At 74.3% G+C, this 18,251-nt stretch carries 16 protein-coding genes; 9 read left to right on the plus strand and 7 right to left on the minus strand.

What is annotated here, in order from left to right; translation table 11 throughout:
- Positions 1 to 187 precede the first annotated feature (187 nt).
- Genes RVR_RS29455 through RVR_RS29470 form a run of 4 tightly spaced genes read left to right on the plus strand, consistent with a single transcriptional unit; the run spans position 188 to position 5,429 of the window.
- Positions 188 to 1,024, plus strand: coding sequence for a M55 family metallopeptidase (locus tag RVR_RS29455; RefSeq protein ID WP_202236943.1), 837 nt, complete (start codon positions 188 to 190; stop codon positions 1,022 to 1,024).
- Entirely contained in the window at positions 1,017 to 2,411 is a 1,395-nt protein-coding gene (locus tag RVR_RS29460) for a M20/M25/M40 family metallo-hydrolase (RefSeq protein WP_202236944.1), read from the plus strand. The genes RVR_RS29455 and RVR_RS29460 overlap by 8 nt, the downstream gene beginning before the upstream one ends.
- Positions 2,408 to 4,402: a dipeptidyl-peptidase 5 gene (locus RVR_RS29465; RefSeq protein WP_202236945.1), complete on the plus strand. Its 1,995-nt coding sequence runs from the start codon at positions 2,408 to 2,410 to the stop codon at positions 4,400 to 4,402. Before RVR_RS29460 ends, RVR_RS29465 begins: the two co-directional genes overlap by 4 nt.
- Positions 4,403 to 4,421: 19 nt before the next feature.
- Positions 4,422 to 5,429: a S66 peptidase family protein gene (locus RVR_RS29470; protein WP_202236946.1), complete on the plus strand. Its 1,008-nt coding sequence runs from the start codon at positions 4,422 to 4,424 to the stop codon at positions 5,427 to 5,429.
- 18 nt (positions 5,430 to 5,447) lie between these two features.
- On the opposite strand, the gene RVR_RS29475 is transcribed toward RVR_RS29470, so the two are convergent.
- The gene (locus RVR_RS29475) at positions 5,448 to 6,938 is read right to left on the minus strand and encodes an MDR family MFS transporter (protein ID WP_202236947.1); all 1,491 of its coding nucleotides are present in this window, start codon (positions 6,936 to 6,938) and stop codon (positions 5,448 to 5,450) included.
- A 98-nt stretch (positions 6,939 to 7,036) separates the two neighbouring features.
- Here RVR_RS29475 and RVR_RS29480 point away from each other — a divergent pair, with 98 nt between their 5' ends.
- Complete coding sequence (locus RVR_RS29480) at positions 7,037 to 7,702, plus strand: TetR/AcrR family transcriptional regulator (RefSeq protein ID WP_202236948.1); 666 nt, start codon at positions 7,037 to 7,039, stop codon at positions 7,700 to 7,702.
- Positions 7,703 to 7,823: 121 nt separating this feature from the next.
- Here the strand turns inward: RVR_RS29480 and RVR_RS29485 are convergent, their stop codons facing one another.
- Entirely contained in the window at positions 7,824 to 8,939 is a 1,116-nt protein-coding gene (locus RVR_RS29485) for a sensor histidine kinase (protein WP_202236949.1), read from the minus strand.
- The gene (locus RVR_RS29490) at positions 8,932 to 9,744 is read right to left on the minus strand and encodes a response regulator transcription factor (protein ID WP_202236950.1); all 813 of its coding nucleotides are present in this window, start codon (positions 9,742 to 9,744) and stop codon (positions 8,932 to 8,934) included. Before RVR_RS29490 ends, RVR_RS29485 begins: the two co-directional genes overlap by 8 nt.
- A 916-nt stretch (positions 9,745 to 10,660) precedes the next feature.
- On the opposite strand from RVR_RS29490, the gene RVR_RS29495 reads away from it, so the two are divergent.
- Positions 10,661 to 11,899, plus strand: a complete 1,239-nt coding sequence (locus RVR_RS29495) for a M14 family zinc carboxypeptidase (protein WP_202236951.1) — start codon at positions 10,661 to 10,663, stop codon at positions 11,897 to 11,899.
- A 127-nt stretch (positions 11,900 to 12,026) separates the two neighbouring features.
- Positions 12,027 to 12,290, plus strand: a complete 264-nt coding sequence (locus RVR_RS29500) for a LapA family protein (protein WP_202236952.1) — start codon at positions 12,027 to 12,029, stop codon at positions 12,288 to 12,290.
- Positions 12,291 to 12,399: 109 nt separating this feature from the next.
- On the opposite strand, the gene RVR_RS29505 is transcribed toward RVR_RS29500, so the two are convergent.
- The gene (locus RVR_RS29505) at positions 12,400 to 12,879 is read right to left on the minus strand and encodes a GNAT family N-acetyltransferase (protein WP_202236953.1); all 480 of its coding nucleotides are present in this window, start codon (positions 12,877 to 12,879) and stop codon (positions 12,400 to 12,402) included.
- A gap of 192 nt (positions 12,880 to 13,071) precedes the next feature.
- Between RVR_RS29505 and RVR_RS29510 the strand changes: the two genes are divergently transcribed.
- Complete coding sequence (locus RVR_RS29510; RefSeq protein ID WP_202239357.1) at positions 13,072 to 13,818, plus strand: Mut7-C RNAse domain-containing protein; 747 nt, start codon at positions 13,072 to 13,074, stop codon at positions 13,816 to 13,818.
- A 196-nt stretch (positions 13,819 to 14,014) separates the two neighbouring features.
- Here the strand turns inward: RVR_RS29510 and RVR_RS29515 are convergent, their stop codons facing one another.
- Together RVR_RS29515 and RVR_RS29520 are read right to left on the minus strand one after the other, a co-directional pair.
- Positions 14,015 to 14,935: a hypothetical protein gene (locus tag RVR_RS29515; protein WP_202236954.1), complete on the minus strand. Its 921-nt coding sequence runs from the start codon at positions 14,933 to 14,935 to the stop codon at positions 14,015 to 14,017.
- Positions 14,936 to 15,098: 163 nt separating this feature from the next.
- The gene (locus RVR_RS29520; protein WP_202236955.1) at positions 15,099 to 15,902 is read right to left on the minus strand and encodes a polysaccharide deacetylase family protein; all 804 of its coding nucleotides are present in this window, start codon (positions 15,900 to 15,902) and stop codon (positions 15,099 to 15,101) included.
- A gap of 337 nt (positions 15,903 to 16,239) precedes the next feature.
- Between RVR_RS29520 and RVR_RS29525 the strand changes: the two genes are divergently transcribed.
- Positions 16,240 to 16,929, plus strand: a complete 690-nt coding sequence (locus RVR_RS29525; protein ID WP_202236956.1) for a thaumatin family protein — start codon at positions 16,240 to 16,242, stop codon at positions 16,927 to 16,929.
- A gap of 52 nt (positions 16,930 to 16,981) precedes the next feature.
- Here RVR_RS29525 and RVR_RS29530 read toward each other — a convergent pair whose 3' ends face one another.
- A complete protein-coding gene (locus RVR_RS29530) occupies positions 16,982 to 18,247 on the minus strand; it encodes a tyrosine-type recombinase/integrase (protein ID WP_202236957.1) in 1,266 nt (421 codons plus the stop codon).
- Between the last annotated feature and the right edge of the window lie 4 nt (positions 18,248 to 18,251).

Raw genomic sequence — 18,251 nt, forward strand, 5'->3', positions numbered from 1 at the left:
TTCGGCGCGGCCGGCGGACGGGGCGGCGCTGCCGCGGAATCCGCTGGTCGCGGGTATACGGAGGGGTTCGGGCGGGCCCGGCTCCGGCCCCGGCGGGTCACGCGAATTGGTCTAGGCCACTGAAGTTATCCACAGGCCGTGCGGGGGGCCTGGCACGCGTGTCCGAAGGCCGCGTAACGTGACGCGCATGACGAAGATCCTCATCTCGGCGGACATGGAAGGCGCGACCGGCGTGACGTGGCCGGCTGACGTCCTGCCGGGAAGCGAGCAGTGGCAGCGCTGCCGCCATATGTTCACGTCCGACGTCAATGCGGCGATCGCCGGTTTCCTGGACGGCGGCGCCGACGAGGTCCTCGTCAACGAAGCGCACTGGTCCATGCGGAACCTCCTGCTGGAGAAGCTGGACGAGCGCGCCCAGATGCTCACCGGCCGCCACAAGGACCTGTCGATGGTCGAGGGCGTCCAGCACGGCGACGTGGACGGTGTCGCCTTCGTCGGGTACCACACCGGCGCCGGCACCGAGGGCGTCCTCGCCCACACCTACCTGGCCAACTCCATCACCGGCGTGTGGGTCAACGGCGAGCAGGCCAGCGAGGGCCGGTTGAACGCCCTGGTGGCCGCCGAGTACGGCGTCCCGGTGGTGCTCGTCACCGGAGACGACCGGACCGGTCTGGACGCGCGGGGATACGCCCCCCGGGCCCACACCGTCGCCGTCAAGGACTACGTCTCGCGGTACGCCGCGGTGTGCCGCCCGCCCGCGCGCACCGCCGCCGACATCCGCGCCGCCGCCCAGCAGGCGGCCGCGCTCGCCGTCCGGCACGAACCGGCGGACGCCGGGCCGTACACGGTGGAGTTGGAGTTCGACGCGGTCCACCTGGCCGGAGCGGCCACCGTGGTGCCCGGCGTCGAGCGCACCGGAGAGCGGCGGGTGGCCTACACCCTGCCGACGATGTACGAGGCAATCCGCGCCTTCAAGGCGGTCACCACCCTCGTTTCGCAGGCCGTGGAGGAGCAGTATGGCTGAGCAGTCCGTCGACGCGCAGGCACTCGACGAGGTGGTCCGCTTCACCTCCGAGCTGATCCGGATCGACACCACCAACCGCGGCGGCGGCGAGGGCAACGAACGCCCCGCGGCGGAATACGTCGCGGAGCGGCTGGCCGACGCGGGCATCGAGCCGCGCGTGCTGGAGTCCGCCCCCGGCCGTGCCAACGTGGTGGCGCGCATCCCCGGCACCGACCCGTCCGCCGACGCCCTCCTCGTGCACGGCCACCTCGACGTGGTGCCCGCCGAGGCCGCCGACTGGAGTGTGCACCCCTTCTCCGGCGAGGTGCGCGACGGCGTCGTGTGGGGCCGCGGCGCCATCGACATGAAGAACATGGACGCGATGGTGCTCGCCACCGTCCGCGGCTGGGCCAGGTCGGGCGTCCGCCCGGTCCGGGACATCGTGCTCGCCTTCACCGCCGACGAGGAGGACAGCGCCGCCTACGGGTCCGGGTTCCTCGCCGACAAGCACGCCGAACTCTTCGAGGGCTGCACCGAGGGCATCAGCGAGTCCGGCGCCTACACCTTCCACGCCGGCGGCGGCCTGCGCCTGTACCCGGTCGCCGCCGGCGAGCGCGGCACCGCCTGGCTCCGGCTCACCGCCCGCGGCCGGGCCGGCCACGGCTCGAAGGTCAACGGCGAGAACGCCGTCAGCCGGCTCGCCGCCGCCGTCGCCCGGATCGGCGAGCACCGCTGGCCGCTCCGGCTCACCGACACCGTACGTGCCGCGCTCCTCGAACTGGCCGCGATCCAGGGCGTGGACATCGACCTCGACCGCGTCACCGACGGCGACGCGACCGACCCTGCCAGCATGGACGCCCTGCTCGCCCGGCTCGGCCCGGCCGCCTCCTTCATCCGCCCCACCGTCCGCAACAGCTCCAACCCGACCATGCTCCAGGCCGGCTACAAGGTGAACGTCATCCCCGGCGCGGCCACCGCCCACGTCGACGGACGCGTGCTGCCCGGCGGCGAGGAGGAGTTCGTCACCACCATGGACCGGCTCACCGGGCCCGACGTCGACTGGGCGTACCACCACCGCGAGGTGGCCCTCCAGGCGCCGGTCGACTCGCCCACCTTCGCCGCGATGCGCGAGAGCCTGGAGCACTTCGACCCGGGCGCGCGGGTGCTGCCGTTCTGCATGTCCGGCGGCACCGACGCCAAGCAGTTCTCCCGCCTCGGCATCGCCGGCTACGGCTTCTCGCCGCTGAAGCTGCCGCCCGGCTTCGACTACAACGCCCTCTTCCACGGCGTGGACGAGCGGGTGCCCGTCGAGGCGCTGCACTTCGGGGTCGAGGTGCTGGACCGCTTCCTGCGCCGCACCGGCGCACCCGCCGAGACCGCCGCGACCGCCGGGGAGGGCGCCCGATGACCGCCGCCGACCGCACGGCCCCCGCCCGCGGCACCTGGCCGTCGCCGATCGACGCCACCACCGCCGCCTCCCACGACGGCAGCCCGGAGTTCGTGGGCGTCGTCGGCGACGAGGTGTGGTGGACCGCCCCCCGTCCGGCCGAGGGCGGCCGGCGCGCGCTGGTCCGCCGCCTGCCGGACGGCAGCGAGCAGTGCCCGCTGCCAGCACCGTGGAACGTCCGCAGCCGCGTCATCGAGTACGGCGGCACCCCCTGGGCCGGCGCGGTCCTCGACGGCTCCGTGCTGATCGTCTTCGCCCACCACCTCGACCAGCGGCTGTACGCCTTCCGCCCCGACCACCCCGACAGCGAGCCCCGCCCGCTCACCCCGGTCTCGCCGGTCGGCGACGGCCTGCGCTGGGCCGACCTCACCATCCGCCCGGAGCGGGGCGAGGTCTGGGGGGTGCTGGAGGAGTTCACCGGCGACGGCCCGTCCGACGTGCGCCGGGTGCCCGCGGCCGTCCCGCTGGACGGCTCGGCCGCCGAGGACCGCGGCGCGGTGCGCGAACTGGCCGCCGCCGACCACCGCTTCGTCACCGGACCGCGTCTGTCGCCCGACGGCACGCGGGCGGTCTGGCTCGCCTGGGACCACCCGCTCATGCCGTGGGACGGCACCGAGCTGCGGATCGCCGAGATGGGAGCCGACGGCGTCCTCGGCGCGGCCCGCACCCTGATCGGCGGTCCCGAGGAGTCCGTCTCGCAGGCCGAGTGGACGCCTGACGGCACCCTGCTGGCGGCCACCGACCGCACCGGCTGGTGGAACATCCACCGGGTCGACCCGGACACCGGTGAGGCGGTCGACCTGTGCCCGCGCGAGGAGGAGTTCGCGGGCGCGCTGTGGAAGCTCGGCCAGCGCTGGTTCCTGCCGCTGGGACCGGGCCGGGTCGCGGTGCTGCACGGCGTCGGCGCCCCCCGGCTCGGAGTGCTCGACACCGTCACCGGCGACGTCACCGACGCCCCCGGCCCGTGGACGGAGTGGAACCCGACGCTCGCCGCCACCGGCGGCCGGGTGATCGGCATCGCCGCCGGCGGCCGCACCTCCCACGAGGTGGTCGAGCTGGACACCGCCACCGGCCTCACCCGGGTGATCGGCAACGCCCACCACGACACCGTCGATCCCGCCTTCCTCCCCGACCCGGTGGCCCGCACCTTCACCGGCCCCGGCGGCCGCGAGGTGCACGCCCACCTCTACCCGCCGCGCCACCCGGACTTCACCGCCGAGGGCCCCGGCCCGTACGTGATCTGGGTGCACGGCGGCCCGACCAGCCGGGCGGCGATGGTGCTCGACCTGGAGATCGCCTACTTCACCTCGCGCGGCATCGGTGTGGCCGAGGTCAACTACGGCGGCTCCACCGGCCACGGCCGCGCCTACCGCAACCGGCTGCGCGAGCAGTGGGGCGTGGTCGACGTCGAGGACTGCGCGGCGGTCGCCGAGGGGCTGGTCGCCGAGGGCGCGGCCGACCCGGACCGGCTCGCCATCCGCGGCGGCAGCGCCGGCGGCTGGACCAGCGCGGCGGCCCTGACCAGTACCGGCACCTACGCCTGCGGCACCGTGATCTACCCGATCCTGGACCTGCTCGGCTGGTCGAAGCAGGGCGGGGAGACCCACGACTTCGAGTCGCAGTACCTGGAGTCGCTGGTCGGCCCGGTCGACGAGGTGCCCGACCGCTACCGCGAGCGCTCGCCGATCAACCGCGCGGACCGGATCACGGTGCCGTTCCTGCTGCTCCAGGGGCTGGACGACGTGATCTGCCCGCCGGTGCAGTGCGAGCGCTTCCTCGCCGAGGTCGCCGGGCGCGGCATCCCGCACGCGTACCGCGCCTTCGCCGGCGAGAGCCACGGCTTCCGCCGCCTCGACACCATGGTGACCTGCCTGGAGGCCGAACTGTCCCTCTACGGGCAGGTGTTCGGCTTCACCCCGGCCGGGGTGCCGGTGCTGGAGCTGACCACGTGACCGGGCGGGAGCCGACCTCATGACCGAACGACTCAGGCGCGTCGCGGACGCGGTGGGCGTGCCCGTGCCTGCGCTGATCCGCCCGCACCGGCTCGCCCCGGGCGACCGGATCTCGGTGGTGGCCCCCAGCGGCCCGGTGCCGGCCGACCGGCTGGCGGCCGGACTGGAGGTGCTGCGCGGCTGGGACCTGGAGCCGGAGGTGTCCCCGCACGTCCTGGACGGGCACCCCTGCGGGTACCTGGCCGCGGGCGACCAGGCCCGGGCCGACGACTTCCAGGACGCCTGGTGCGACCCGACCACCACCGCGGTGCTCTGCGCCCGGGGCGGTTACGGGGTGCAGCGGATGGTCGACCTGCTCGACTGGGACGAGATGCGGGCCGCGCCGCCGAAGGCCCTGATCGGCTACAGCGACATCACCGCGCTGCACGAGGCGGTGGCCACCCGGCTCGGGCTGGCCACCGTGCACGGCCCGATGGCCGCGGCAGCCACCTTCCTGGAGGACGAACCGACCCGCGAGGGCCTGCGGCGCACCCTGTTCGCGCCGGAGTCCGTCCAGGTGATGGCCCCGGCCGGCGCCCGCACCCTGGTGCCCGGCCGGGCCGAGGGCGTCACCCTCGGGGGCTGCCTGTCCCTGCTCGCCGCCGACCTGGGCACGCCGTTCGCCCGCGCGTCGGCGGCCGGGGGCATCCTCCTGCTGGAGGACGTGGGCGAGGAGCCGTACCGGCTCGACCGCTACCTCACCCAGTTGCTGCGGGCCGGCTGGTTCGACGGGGTGGCCGCGGTCGTGCTCGGCTCGTGGGCGGAGTGCGGCCCCCATGACGCCGTGCGCGACCTCGTCGTCGACCTGCTCGGGCCGCTCGGGGTGCCGGTGGTGGAGGAGTTCGGCTTCGGGCACTGCGCGTCCACCCTGACGATGCCGCTCGGCGTCCCGGCGGTCCTCGACGCCCCCGCGCACGATGCCCCCTCGCCCGGCGACCCGGCGTCCTCCGGCCCCGTCCTCACCATGGAGGTGCCGGCACTGGCGTGACCGGGGGCCGCCGGCGGGTCAACTGCCCGCCGGCCGGCCCGCCGGCAGGAGCACGGCGGGGACGACGGCGGCGACCGCGATGCCGACCGACCACCAGAACGCCCCCTGGAACGCGCCGACGGCGCCGTGGTCGACGAGCGACTGGAGGGCGACCGCCACGATCGCGGTGCCGAACGAGGCCCCGACCTGCTGCGAGATGCGGGTGTTCATGGTGGCGTGCGGGATGCCGGCCGGCCGGATGTCCTGGTAGGCGACGGACATCGGGGGGATCAGCACCGATCCCACCCCCACCCCGCGCAGCAGCAGCACGCCCTCCAGCCACCACAGGCTCGTCCCCGGGCCGGCGAGCGCGAAGGGGACGGTGGCGGCTGCGGTGAGCAGGAAGCCGGCGACGGTCAGGGCGCGCGCGCCGATCCAGTCGACCAGCCGGCCCACCACGAAGCGCGAGGCGAGTGCGCCGACCCCCTGCGGGATCAGCAGCAGCCCGGCCTGGAGCACGCTCTCCCCGCGCAACTGCTGGTAGTACAGCGGCAGCAGGAACATCCCGGCGTACATCGCCGCGCCCGCGGTGAACAGGACCGCCGAGGCGCTGCCGAGCGAGCGCAGCCGCAGCAGCCGGATGTCCACGACCGGCTGGTGCTCCCCGGGGCGCGTCGCCCAGCGGATGAAGACCACCAGCAGTCCGACCCCGACCAGCAGCGGGACGAGCACGCCGGCGTGGCCGATCCCGCCGTCCTCGGAGAGCTGCGAGAGGCCGAGCAGGATGCCCGCCAGCGACGGCGTGAGCAGTGCCAGCCCGGTCCAGTCCAGGCGGGGGCGCCCGGCCGCGGCGTCGGGTCGGTCGTCCGGGAGGTGCCGGCGGGCGAGCAGCAGCCCGACGGCGACCACGGGCACGTTGATGAGGAACAGCCAGCGCCAGCTCAGCCAGTTGAGGACGACCCCGCCGATCACCGGGCCGAGGATCGGGCCCAGCGCGATCGGCAGGCTCACGGCCGCCATCAGCCGGCTGCTGACCTGCCCGCCCGCGGCGCGCACCGCGAGCGTCTGCATCAGCGGGAAGATCAGGCCGGCGCCGAAGCCCTGGAGCGCGCGGAAGGCGATCAGCGAGGGGGCGTCCCACGCCACCGCGCACAGCACGGAGGAGACCACGAACACCGTGAGCGCGGCCATCCACACGCGCTTGCCGCCCCAGCGCCGTTCCGCCCACCCGGTGACCGGGATGGCGACGGCCATCGCCAGCAGGAACCCGGTGGTGACCCACTGGATCGCGTCGGTGGTCGAGTGCAGCTTCCCCACCAGCGTGTGGATCGCCAGGGTCACCATCGTGGAGTCGAGGATCGCCGCGATGCCGCCGACGACCAGGGCGATCAGCGCCCCCTTCACCTGCGGCGTCAGCTTCGGTTCCGCCGCCTCCGATATCCCGGCCGCGTCGTCCGCGCCGTCCGTGCCGTCCGTGCCGTCCGCCTCGGGTGTCCCGGGTGTCCCGGGCGTCCTGCTCGTCTCCGTCATGGTCTCGTCGCCCCATCCTCGCCAATAAGAGTCGAATCCATTCCTTAGGAGAGTAGGGCTTCTTGTTAAGAGGTGCAAACCTCTCTTATGATGGACTCATGACTACCGCGGCTCCCGATCCCACCCGACGGCGCCGACGCGGAGCGGAACTGGAGGCCGCGCTGCTGGACGCGGCGTGGGACGAGCTGATCGAGGCCGGGTTCGCGAAGCTGACCATGGAGTCGGTCGCTTCTCGGGCGGGCACCGGCGTGGCCGTGCTGTACCGCCGCTGGGCCAACAAGGACGAGGTGGTGCTCGCCGCGCTGGAGCGCTACCGCAACGCCCACCTGGTCGACATCCCCGACACCGGCAGCCTGCGGGGCGACCTGGTCGCCGTGCTCACCACCATGGGCGAGGCCCGCTCGGTGTTCTTCGCGATCGCCGCGGCCACCGCCTTCTCCGGGCTGCTGGTCGACACGGGGATGACCCCCACCCAGGTGCGCGACAGGATCATGGGCGACAAGCGGCTCTCACGCATGCGCTCCGTCTACGAGCGGGCGCACGACCGCGGCGAGATCGACCTGGAGTCGATCCCCCCCGCCCTGCTCGCGATGCCCTTCGACCTGGTGCGGCACGACCTGGTCATGGACCTCAAGCCCCTGGAGCCCCGGCGGATCGAGTCGATCGTGGACGAGCTGTTCCTGCCGTTGGTCCGCCACTACGGCCGTGACGGGGGCGGGTCGTCTCCGGCCGGAGGGGCCCCGGGAGCCGCCGGAGTCGCCTGAACGGCCGGGCCCGCCGGGGCGCCCCGGCGGGCCCGGGATATAGGGACGGCCGGAACCGCCCGGCGCAGGAGGGTGTGGCGGCGTGGCGGGCCGTGGACGGGCCCGCCGAGGCGCGCCCGCCTCAGGGCGCCGCCGGCAGCAGCACCTCGAAGCGGCAGCCGCCCGGCACGTTGTGCACCGAGGCGCGGCCGTGGTGGGCCTCCACGATGCCGCGCACGATGGCCAGCCCGAGGCCCGCGCCGGCCGGAGGGGTGCGCGCCCCGGTGCCGCGCCACCCCGTGTCGAAGACCCGCGGCAGGTCGTCCGGCGGGATGCCTCCGCATCCGTCGGTGACGGACAGCACCACGGAATGCGTGGCCTCGTCGCGTCGCGCCGAGACCGCCACGGTGCCGTCGGCGGGGGTGCGGTGGATGGCGTTGGCGAGGAGGTTGGCCAGCACCCTGGTCATCTCCCGGCCGTCCACCTCGACGGGCACCTGGTCCACCCGGTCGCCGACCAGCCGGACGCCGTGCTCGGCGGCGAGCGGGTCGGCGCCGGCGATCGCGTCCCCCACCAGGTCGTACACCGACACGCGGGCGGGCGTCAGCGCCAGTACCCCGGCCTGGATGCGGGACAGCTCGAAGAGGTCGCCCACCATGCCGCTGAGCCGGTCCACCTCGGCGCGGATCTGCCGGTGGTAGCGCGCGGGATCCTGGGCTATGCCGTCCTCCAGCGCCTCCGTCATCGCCCGCAGCCCGGCCAGCGGGGTGCGCAGGTCGTGCGAGATCCACGCGACCAGGTCGCGCCGGGACGCCTCCAGGGCGCGCTCCCGCTCCCGGGAGGCGGCCAGCTTGGCGCTGGTGGCGGCCAGCTCCCGGCCCAGATCGGCGAGCTCGGCGGTGGGCGCCCCCGCGGGGGCGGCGAACGGGCCGCCGTCGCCGAACGCCCGGGCCGCCTCGGTCAGCGCGCGGCTGCCCGCGACCACCCGGCGCCCCAGGATCAGGGAGACCGCGAGCGAGACGACGGCGGCCATCGCGCACACGGTGGTGACCACCCCGAGGTCGTGTTCGGAGAGGAACATCGCCCAGGCCACCGACAAGGTGCCCGCGAGCATCGCGCCGACGGTCACGACCGCGACCACGGCGAGCGACAGCGCGACCGAGCGGTTGCGCAGCAGCCGCAGCACCAGCGCGCCCAGCAGCCCGGCGGCCACGGCGCCCATCGCCGCGTACGCGGCGATCAGCAGCAGGTCACGCATCGCGCACCTCCGCCTCACTGGCCGCCGTCCCCGGGCGCGCCTCCCCGGCGGTACCGCCCGCCGGCCGATCCGGTTCCGGTTCCGGCGGGTCGAAGCGGTAGCCCACCCCCCAGACAGTGCTGATCAGGCGGGGCCGGGCCGGGTCGTCCTCGACCTTCTCGCGCAGCCGCCGCACGTGCACCGTGACGGTCGACAGGTCACCGAACTCCCAGCCCCACACGCGGCGCATCAGCTCCTCGCGGCCCAGCACCCGGCCGGGGTGCCGCAGGAAGAAGGCGAGCAGGTCGAACTCGCGGATGGTCAGCGCCAGTTCGACGTCCCCGCTCAGTGCGCGGCGGGCCGCCGGGTCGAGCGCGAGCGTCCCCGACCGCAGCCAGGGCCCGGCGGGCGGCGGGGTGCCAGCCCGGCGCAGCACCGCCTCCACCCGCAGCACCAGCTCGCGCGGGCTGAACGGCTTCGTCACGTAGTCGTCCGCGCCGACCTCCAGGCCGAGGATGCGGTCGTCCTCGTCGCCACGCGCGGTGAGCATCACCACCGGCAGCGGTCCGTCCTCGCGCAGCCGCCGGCACACCTCCAGGCCGTCCATACCCGGCAGCATCAGGTCGAGCACCACCAGGTCCGGCCGGCTCGACGCGGCCCGGGCCACCGCCGACGGGCCGTCCGCGGCGCGCTCGACTGCGAATCCGGCCCGGTCCAGGTAGCCCGCGACGACCTCGGCGACGGTCGGGTCGTCGTCCACGACCAGGACCTGCCGCCGCGCTCCGTGCGGGGGAGCCGATGCGGCGGTCCCGGGTGCGTTGCTCATGCTCACGAGTCTGACACCCGCCACTGACAGTGACCACGGCCGAGTGCCCCGGAGCCGCCTCCGTCCCCGTTTCGTAAGGACCGTGCCCCCCTCGTCGCGTCCCGTTCGCCGCCCGGGACGGCGCGGGCGTCCCCCTGCGCCTCGCCGCCGCCCACCGAAGGACCGCCGTCGCCGCCCCCGCGCCCATGGAACGTCCCGGCGCCTCCGTCCTCCGCGGTTGCGGGACCCGGCAGCCGCGGACCCCGGCAGCCGCGGACCCCGGCAGCCGCGGGCCCGCGGCTCCGGGAGCCGCTATGCAGCGCGGGCGCCGCGGGACCCCGGCCGTTTCCGGGCGTGCGACCCGGGCCTGCGACCCGGGCGTCCAGTCCCTGCGTACCGCGCCTGCGGACGTCGCCGACGGCCGACCGGCGTATCTGCCGTATATCGACCGGTCACGGGAGTACGGGGAGCTGGGCTGTGACCGTCTGTGGGAACCCTGTGGCCGGGCGCGGGGGACGGGGAGTCCGGCGGGGCGCGGAGGAGGCATCGGCGGGCGGTCGCGGGTCGGGGCGAAAGGGGCCGGGCGGTGCCCGCCGGTGCGCCCGTCGAGGAAGGTCGAAGACAGGCGTGGGCGCCCCGCTGGCCTGCGGTTTCGCGGAGCGGCCGACCGGCGGCACGGCGGGGGAGCGGCCGCCGACCGCGCTCCCGGCGTGCCTGGGCGCGCCCGCGGCCGGGCGAAGCGGCGGCCCGGCCGCGGCCCGCCGGCGCCCCCGGGGTGCGGCGCCGGCGCGGACGCGGTGGCGGCCTGCGGGGTACGGCTCCGCATCGGTCTCGGTAGCACCGTTGACACCCCTGCGGGGGCATGACCTACTGACGGGACCGAACTCGAAGTCGTCATGCGGGGTGCGGGCTCGGGGGCCCGCGGCAGGGGGTTGCGGTGACGGAAGAGTGCTATCCGACGACGGCGGACATCACCCAGGGTGCACGTCGTCTGACACTGAGGTACCACGGTCTGTGCCGGCTCGCCGAGGTCGGCCGGTCACGGGCGGGTCGACCGCTCCTGCTCCTGACGGTGGGTCAGGGACCGCGCAACGTCCTCGTGGTGGCCGGCCCGCACGCCAACGAGGCCGCGGTCGGCGGCGCCACCGTCCTGCGGCTGGCCGAGCGGATCGCCGAGACCTGCCAGGCGGGCGACGGCGACGGCAGCACCTGGCACTTCCTGCTGTGCATCGACCCGGACGGGGCGGCGCTCAACGAGCCCTGGCTGGCCGGGCCGTACACCCTGCGCCGGCACTACGAGCACTTCTTCCGGCCGTGCGCCGCCGAGCAGCCGGAGTGGCTGCCGCCCGACGGCGCGGTGCGTGCCGCGACACTTCCCGAGACCCGCACCCTGGTCGAACTCCTCGACCGGCTCCGGCCGGTGCTCCAGTGCTCGCTGCACGGCATCGACGTCGGCGGCAGCTTCGTGCAACTGACCCGGGACGTCCCCGGTGTGGCCGAGCGGATCGGCAAGTCCGCGGCCGAACTCGACATCCCGCTGGAGAGCGGCTCCTCCGACGCCTTCCAGTGGCCCAGCCCCGGCGCAGGCGTCTACGTCATGCCGCCGGCCTCCGACCCCGCCGCTGGCGACGGCGCGCACTCCACCTGGGCGCACGCCGAGCGGTACGACGGGGTCACCGCCATCGTCGAGGTGCCGATGTGGGCCTGCGACCGCGCCGCCGACACCACACCGCACCCCGACGCGGACCGCGCCCTGCGCGTGGCCGGGGCCGCGCTGCGCCGCGATCTGCCCACCGTGGCGGGGCTGCTGGACCGGATCGATCCCCGACTCATCGGTGCGGACAGCCCGATGCTCCGCACCGTACGCGAACTCGTCGGCATCGGACCGCAGTTGAGTGCCGAGTGGGACCCCGCGGTGCGGCCGGCGGGTGCGGGCGGGCTGCCGGAGATGACCACCGCGCGCGTGACCAGCATCGAGGTCTACGCCCAGCGCATCCCGCTGCGCGCCGCCGCGATGCTGCGCCGGATCGCCGCGCTGCCCGCCGTGACCCGCCTGGTCGACTCCTGGTGCGACGCGTACGAAGCCGCCTACCACCCGCGCTGGGTGCCGGTCGCCGACCAGGTCGAACAGCAGGCGCGCAGCGTGATGGCCGTCTACCAGGAACTGGTCTCGTGAGCGCGCGCGGCTGACGCGGCCACGGTTCCACCGTCACCCGTTCGGAGTAGTCCGCCGCCCGCCCGGCCCCCTCTGCGGCGAGCATGGACGGGAGGGGGCGGCCGCGGAGCGGAGGCAGGTGAGCGCGATGAGTGCCGACAGGGCCGACAAGGCCACCGGTCGCCGGTGGCAGGACGTGCTGACGCCGCGCCGCATCATCGCGCTGGTGCTCGCCGCGCTCGCGCTCGTGTTCATCTTCGAGAACACCCGGCAGGTGCGGATCCGGCTGATCGTGCCCGAGGTGACGATGCCGCTGTGGGCGGCGCTGCTGATCACGTTCGTCGCCGGCCTGCTGTGCGGGTTGTTCGCCGCGTGGAGCGGGCGGCGCAGCCGGCGGCGCGCCAGGCGGTGAGACCGCGCTGCGTGCGCCCCGTGGTCGCGTTGCCCCGGTGCGGCCGGGCCGCCGGACGCCGGGTGGCAGGGCGGTCGGACGCCGGACGGCAGGGTGGTCGGGCGGGCCGTCAGGCGGTGAGCGGCTTGCCCATGTGCACGCTCAGCTCCTCGTACCGGTAGTGGCCGAACTTGCCCACCGGCAGGTACCCGCAGGACGTGTAGAGCGCGATCGCCTCGGGCTGCTTCTGCCCGGTCTCCAGCACCATCCGGGTCCGGCCGGCGGCGGCCGCGGTGGCCTCCAGCTCGGCCAGCAGCGCCCGGGCGTGGCCCGACCCGCGCGCCTCGCGCACCACGAACATCCGCTTGATCTCCGCGTCACCGGCCTCGAACCCCTCGGACGCGGCGTCCTGCGCCCTCCAGCCTCCGCTGGCCACCGGCTTGCCGTCGGCGTCGTACCCCAGCAGGTACAGCCCGCGCGGCGGGTCGAAGTGGTCGGCGGCCATGTGTGTGGCGTCCCCGTCGCCGTACCGCTCCGCGTACTCCAACTGCACCAGGTCGTTCAGACGTATGGCGTCCGGGTGGTCGAAGCGGGTCTTCCTGATCTCCATCCGGCCATCGTAAGCGGACCCTCCGACAGGTCGGAAAGCCCGGTCCGGTGCTTACGGCGGAGGGCGGACGGGGCCTGGCGGACGGCGGACGGCGGAGAGCCGACGGAGGCCGGGACCCCGGGCGCGGGAAAGGCGTGGAAGCCGGGAGCGGGCCGGTGGGATGCTGGTGGCGTGAGGCGAAACACCGAGGGGATGCCGCGGGTCCGTGTGCGCATCGCCCCTGAACTGCGCGTCTTCGTGGCCGCTGAGCACCGTGGGGACACCGCGGACGTGGCGACGGACGGGACGTCCTCGCTCGGGCACGTGGTCGAGTCCCTCGGCATCCCGCTCACCGAGGTGGGAGCGCTGCGGGCCGGCGGCCGGGAGGTGCCCGCCGCGCACGTGCCCGCGGCCGGCGAGGAGGTCGCCGTCGAGGCGGTGCGGCGACCGCAGCGGGTCCCCGGCCCGCCGCCGGCGTTCCTCCTCGACGTCCACCTGGGCACCCTGGCGCGGCGGTTGCGGCTGCTCGGCGTCGACGCCGCGTACGAGAACGAGGACATCGGCGACCCCGCGCTCGCCCGCTGGTCCGCCCGGGAGCGGCGCGTGCTGCTCTCCCGTGACCGGGGCCTGCTGCGCCGCCGCGAGATCTTCGCCGGCGGGTACGTCTACAGCGACCGCCCCGAGGACCAACTGCGCGACGTGCTCGGGCGGTTCGCGCCGCCGCTGGCACCCTGGACCCGGTGCGTGGCCTGCAACGGCGCGCTGGCCGCCGCGGACAAGGACACCGTCAGCGACCGCCTCCGCGACGGCACCCGGAAGTCCTACGACGTCTTCGCCCGCTGCACCGCCTGCGAGCGCGTCTACTGGAAGGGCGCGCACCACGCCCACCTGGAAGCGGTCGTGGCCCAGGCGCTGCGGGAGTACGGCCCCGCGCCGGCCGCCCCCGGTCCGACCGTCTGAGCCGGTCCGGACCGGGCGGCCGCGCCTCGCCCCGCCCCGCCCCACGCGCGGTGTCCGCGGTCGCGGGGGTCGCGGGGCGGGTCAGGGCGCGGGCGGAACCCGTCGCGGGCGGAACCGGCGGTCAGGCGCCGACGCGTGCGCGCCAGGCGAGGAACGGCACCGCGGGCGACCTGTCGTCGAGGTACCGCCACGGCATCTAGGTGGGGAGCTTGCGGACCATCCGGAACATGGCCCGGGCGGCCGCGTCCTCGCCGGCCAGCGCGAACGCCAGCGCGAAGGTGTTGACGCCCACCGCCCAGTCCCCGCGCCGGACGAACGCCGGGTGGTGCACCGAGCGCGCGCCCGCCTCGTGCAGGGCGCGCACCGTCTCCGGGGCGTGCAGGAGGGTGGAGTCGGGGTCGCCGCCGGCCTCCTTCCAGTCCTCCAGGTGGGCCTGCGCGACGAGTTGCCCGAGGCCGCTTCCCTCGGGCGCGGAGAGCGCCGCCTCCCGCGCGAAGGCGTGCATCCGCTCCTGCGACCCGCCCCACTTGGCGCAGAGCTGCTGGAGGTGCTGGCGGTGCGCGGCCACATGGCCCGGCGCCCGGCGGCCGACCTCCTCGAAGCGCCGCTCGGCCTCCTCCTGCCCGACCTGGAGCGCGCGCCCGCTGACCTGGAGGAAGTACCACGGCGCCGCCCACGACGGCTCGCGCCCGGCCACCTCGTACAACCGCTCCTCGGCGGCCGTCAGCCGCTCCCGGAAGAGCTTCTCCTGTTCCCCGGAGCCGGCGGTGCCCCGGTTGCGCGCCTGATAGGCCCACTCCACGTGCCGGGCGCCGCAGACCAGCAGCGCCAGCGTGTCGCCGGGGTCGGCGGCGACCACCTCGGCGGTCCACTGCTCGACGCGGGCGATGTCCTGCACGCCCTCGACCAGGAACGTCAGGTCCTCGTGGCCGTCGGCCGCCTCCAGGTGGCCGCGGACCTCCGGCCAGCGCGTGGCGCCGCCGTGGGCGGCCTCCCGCATCGCGGCCAGCCGCGGATCGCCGAACGAGCGGTCCACGGCCGGGTTGCCGCCCCTGCGCCGCAGCGCGTAGGCGTGCCCCTCCGGCTGGCGTACCTGCAACAGTCTCCGCCAGGCCATGTACCACCCCTCGGTGTGTGCTCCCGCCGCACCGGTCCGATCGTCCCGGCCATGCTCCCCGACGTCTGGATACCACGCCCGTCGGACAGCGCCTCACGCGGTCCGTCGGCGCGGGCGGCGGGCGCGGCCGGGGCCCGGTAGGCGGCGGCCCGGCGCGCGGGGGTCACTTGTAGACCTTGCCCGCCTGCGGTGTGCCCGGCGCGAGGAGCTGCTTGACGGTGACGAAGGTGTAGCCGCGCGCCTGGAGCGTGGAGATGATCGGGGCGATCGAGGCGACCGTGCCGTTGTAGCCCTTGTTCGTCGGGTCGACCAGGTCGTGCAGCAGGATGATCCCGTCCGGCCTGGCCGACTTCAGTATCCGGGAGGCTATCAACCGGGAGTCGGTGGTCCGGTAGTCCGCCCCGTTGGAGTTCCAGACCACCTCCGACATGCCGAGCTCCTTGACGATCTTGGTGACCTTGCCGCTGGTCCGGCCCTGCGGCGGGCGCAGCAGGGTGGGCGTCACTCCGGTGACCTGGCGCACCGCGTCCCGCCCCTCGGTGATCTCCTTGCGGATCTCCGACGAGCTGATCCTGGTGAGGATCTGGTGGCTCCAGGTGAGGGTCTCCACCTCGTGGCCCTGGGCGACCATGTCCCGGACCATCTGGGGGTGCTTCATCACGTGGTTCTTACCGAGCGTGAAGAAGGTCGCGTGCACGTGGTACTTGCCGAGGATGCCGAGTATCTGCGGGGTGCGCACGCTCGGCCCGGCGTCGAAGGTGATCGCGATGCACTTGGCCTTGCGGCAGTCCACGGTGCCCTTCGCGTCGGTCGCGAACGCGGCGGGGCCGGCCGCCGCCTCGTGCCTGCGCGCGGCGGCGGGGGACGTGCTGTCGTAGCCGTTGCACCCGGTCAGGGTGAAGGCCATGGTGGCGGCGGCCAGCAGTGTGGTCAGCGCGCGGGCTCGGCGCGCCGTCGTCGTGCGCATGCGGAAGCTCCCCCTCGTGGCGTCGGAGGACCCGTTCGGGCGGGTCCGGCAGGAACTATACACAGAAGGTATACACCTGGTGTCTAGTGTCCCCGCCGCCCTGTGCGCACGCCGTCCCGCACAGCGTTCTCGCAGGATTCTCCCAGCTTCGCTCGAACGGCCATTCGGCGGCCCTGCCGCGAGCGCGCCCACCGTTCGCCCACCGTTCCGGCGCCGGTCGTCCGACGGCGCCGCCCGCCCTTCGTACGCGCGCGACGCGCGTTTCCGTTATCCGCCCACCGTCCCGGCCGTCTCCTGTCCGAACCGGCCGCGGGAAGCGTGAAGCGGGAGGAAGCCGATGGGGACCAGGGCCAGAAGTGGGCACGGGCGCAGGCGCAGGCGGGGCCGGCGGCACGGCGCCGCGTGGTCGGCCGCGGTGATCGCCGTCGTCGGCGTGTGCGTCGCGGTGTACGTCGTGGCCGGCGGTGGTGGGCGGCTGCCCGCGGGCGCGGACGGCGCGGCGGCCGCCGCCTCGCGCCCGTCCGCCCCGGCCGCGGCGCCGGCCGGCACGGCGCCGGCGGGCGCGCCGACCAGCGCCCCGCCGTCCGCGTCGCCGTCGGGGCCCGCCCCGCGGGCGAAGCCCGCCACGCCGAGCGCCACCTCCGCGAAGCCGCCGGAGGCGCCGAAGGCGAGCGGGTCGGGCGCCCCCTCGGTCCTCGCCCCGACCACGGGCACCCGCGTCTTCACCCTCGTCAACCACGTCGACGAGACCGTGTGGGTGGGCGCAGGGCAGCAGACCGCGGAGCCCGCCCTCGCCACCACGGGCTGGGTGCTGCCGCCCGGCGTCACCCTCGCGGTCCGCGTGCCCGACCACTGGAACGGCCGCTTCTGGGGCCGGACCGGCTGCTCCTTCGACGCGTCCGGCCGAGGCCACTGCGAGACCGGCGACTGCGACGGCCGCTTCCAGTGCCCCGGCTACGGCGCGATCCCCGCCTCGCTGGCCGAGTTCAACCTCAACGCGGCCCCTGAAGGGCCGAAATGGCCCTGACCTGCTCGAACCGGCTAGGGTGAGCGGCGAATGGGAGACAATTGGGAGATGATCACTCGCATCCGGCGCCCCGCGCCTGGAAGGTCTCCCACCGCTTCTGCAACGCATCCATGATGGCACGCTCCATCGGCACCGTCACGCTGCTGTACGTCCCCTCAACGCCCCCCACCTCGTGACCCATCCGCGACTCCACCGCGAACCGGCTGTGCCCGTCCTCGTCCAGCCATGCCTTGTGGCCGTGCCGCAGCAGATACATCCGCTTGCCCTTGAACAACGGCACCTCCGGAAGCGCCGGCCGCGGCTTCCTGCCGCCCCGCTCGTCCACGCCGTCCGCGATCGACCGCCAGTAGTACGCATCGAAGTCCGTTGCCGCCAGGCTTCCACCCATCAGCGCGGGAAACACCCACGGGCCGTCGTGGGACGCCAGTTGTTCCTTCAGCATCTCCGCCAGGAAGGGGGGGATGACCAGCGTCCGCTTCGAGTCGTACTTGGGGTCCATGACGTGCAGCTTGCGCTGGTGATACTGCGTCTGCTGCTGGACGCGAATCGCCGGCAGCAGACCGAGGCCGTACCGTTCCAGGTCGTCCGCGTACCGCTCTTCCTCGTCCTCGTCCAGACGGGGGTCCGACGCAGGCCAGTTGGGATAGCAGTACTCGCGCGGCAGCCCGAACAACTCGCCAGGACGCATCCCCGTCATCGCCATCGTCCACACCAGCACCTTCCCCGTGCCGTTGCCGAAGAACACCTCGGCATTTCGGGCCAACTGGTCGACGACCTCAACGGACAGGTCTCGCTTCCGTTCCTTGGGTTTCTTGGTGAACCGGCCGCGCTTCCGGTTGCGCTCGACGGGCGAGACCTTGATGAGCCGAGGGACGGCATCGTCAAGAATCATGCCGAGGATCATCATGACGTTGGACGCCCGCCCTTTCCCTACGCGAGTTGCGATGTGTTTTCGGAACGCCCGGTAGGTGATCACATCGACGTCCGCAACGCTCATGCGCTCGAAGTAGGGCTTGATGTGAACCTTGATGATGTCGCGGTAGTTCTTCTCGGTGAGCATGCCGACGTCCATCGAATCCATCCAGGCATCGCACCATTCCGGCATGGGCGTGGCGCCGTCGCGGTTCTTGACGTGCGTGCCGTGCCGGATCTCGTAGAGCTTGTCTAGGCCGTGCTGGGTGGCGGTCTCCTCATCCGTGAACCCTCCCTTGCTCTCGTAGCGCTTGCGGCCGCCTGCCAGGTACTCGCCGCTCCACCACTTCACGCGGCACGTGCCGCCACGCCATTCGATGTGGACATGCTTGTGCACTTCGGGCACAGAC

It is taken from the genome of Streptomyces sp. SN-593 (genome assembly GCF_016756395.1).
In the GTDB taxonomy this organism is placed as follows: domain Bacteria; phylum Actinomycetota; class Actinomycetes; order Streptomycetales; family Streptomycetaceae; genus Actinacidiphila; species Actinacidiphila reveromycinica.

Excerpts from the sequence above, each read along its gene's own strand:
- RVR_RS29455 (WP_202236943.1), top strand. The coding sequence starts at position 188 with ATGACGAAGATCCTCATCTCGGCGGACATGGAAGGCGCGACCGGCGTG.
- RVR_RS29460 (WP_202236944.1), top strand. The coding sequence starts at position 1,017 with ATGGCTGAGCAGTCCGTCGACGCGCAGGCACTCGACGAGGTGGTCCGC.
- RVR_RS29465 (WP_202236945.1), top strand. The coding sequence starts at position 2,408 with ATGACCGCCGCCGACCGCACGGCCCCCGCCCGCGGCACCTGGCCGTCG.
- RVR_RS29470 (WP_202236946.1), top strand. The coding sequence starts at position 4,422 with ATGACCGAACGACTCAGGCGCGTCGCGGACGCGGTGGGCGTGCCCGTG.
- RVR_RS29475 (WP_202236947.1), bottom strand. The coding sequence starts at position 6,938 with ATGACGGAGACGAGCAGGACGCCCGGGACACCCGGGACACCCGAGGCG.
- RVR_RS29480 (WP_202236948.1), top strand. The coding sequence starts at position 7,037 with ATGACTACCGCGGCTCCCGATCCCACCCGACGGCGCCGACGCGGAGCG.
- RVR_RS29485 (WP_202236949.1), bottom strand. The coding sequence starts at position 8,939 with ATGCGTGACCTGCTGCTGATCGCCGCGTACGCGGCGATGGGCGCCGTG.
- RVR_RS29490 (WP_202236950.1), bottom strand. The coding sequence starts at position 9,744 with ATGAGCAACGCACCCGGGACCGCCGCATCGGCTCCCCCGCACGGAGCG.
- RVR_RS29500 (WP_202236952.1), top strand. The coding sequence starts at position 12,027 with ATGAGTGCCGACAGGGCCGACAAGGCCACCGGTCGCCGGTGGCAGGAC.
- RVR_RS29505 (WP_202236953.1), bottom strand. The coding sequence starts at position 12,879 with ATGGAGATCAGGAAGACCCGCTTCGACCACCCGGACGCCATACGTCTG.
- RVR_RS29510 (WP_202239357.1), top strand. The coding sequence starts at position 13,072 with ATGCCGCGGGTCCGTGTGCGCATCGCCCCTGAACTGCGCGTCTTCGTG.
- RVR_RS29515 (WP_202236954.1), bottom strand. The coding sequence starts at position 14,935 with ATGGCCTGGCGGAGACTGTTGCAGGTACGCCAGCCGGAGGGGCACGCC.
- RVR_RS29520 (WP_202236955.1), bottom strand. The coding sequence starts at position 15,902 with ATGCGCACGACGACGGCGCGCCGAGCCCGCGCGCTGACCACACTGCTG.
- RVR_RS29525 (WP_202236956.1), top strand. The coding sequence starts at position 16,240 with ATGGGGACCAGGGCCAGAAGTGGGCACGGGCGCAGGCGCAGGCGGGGC.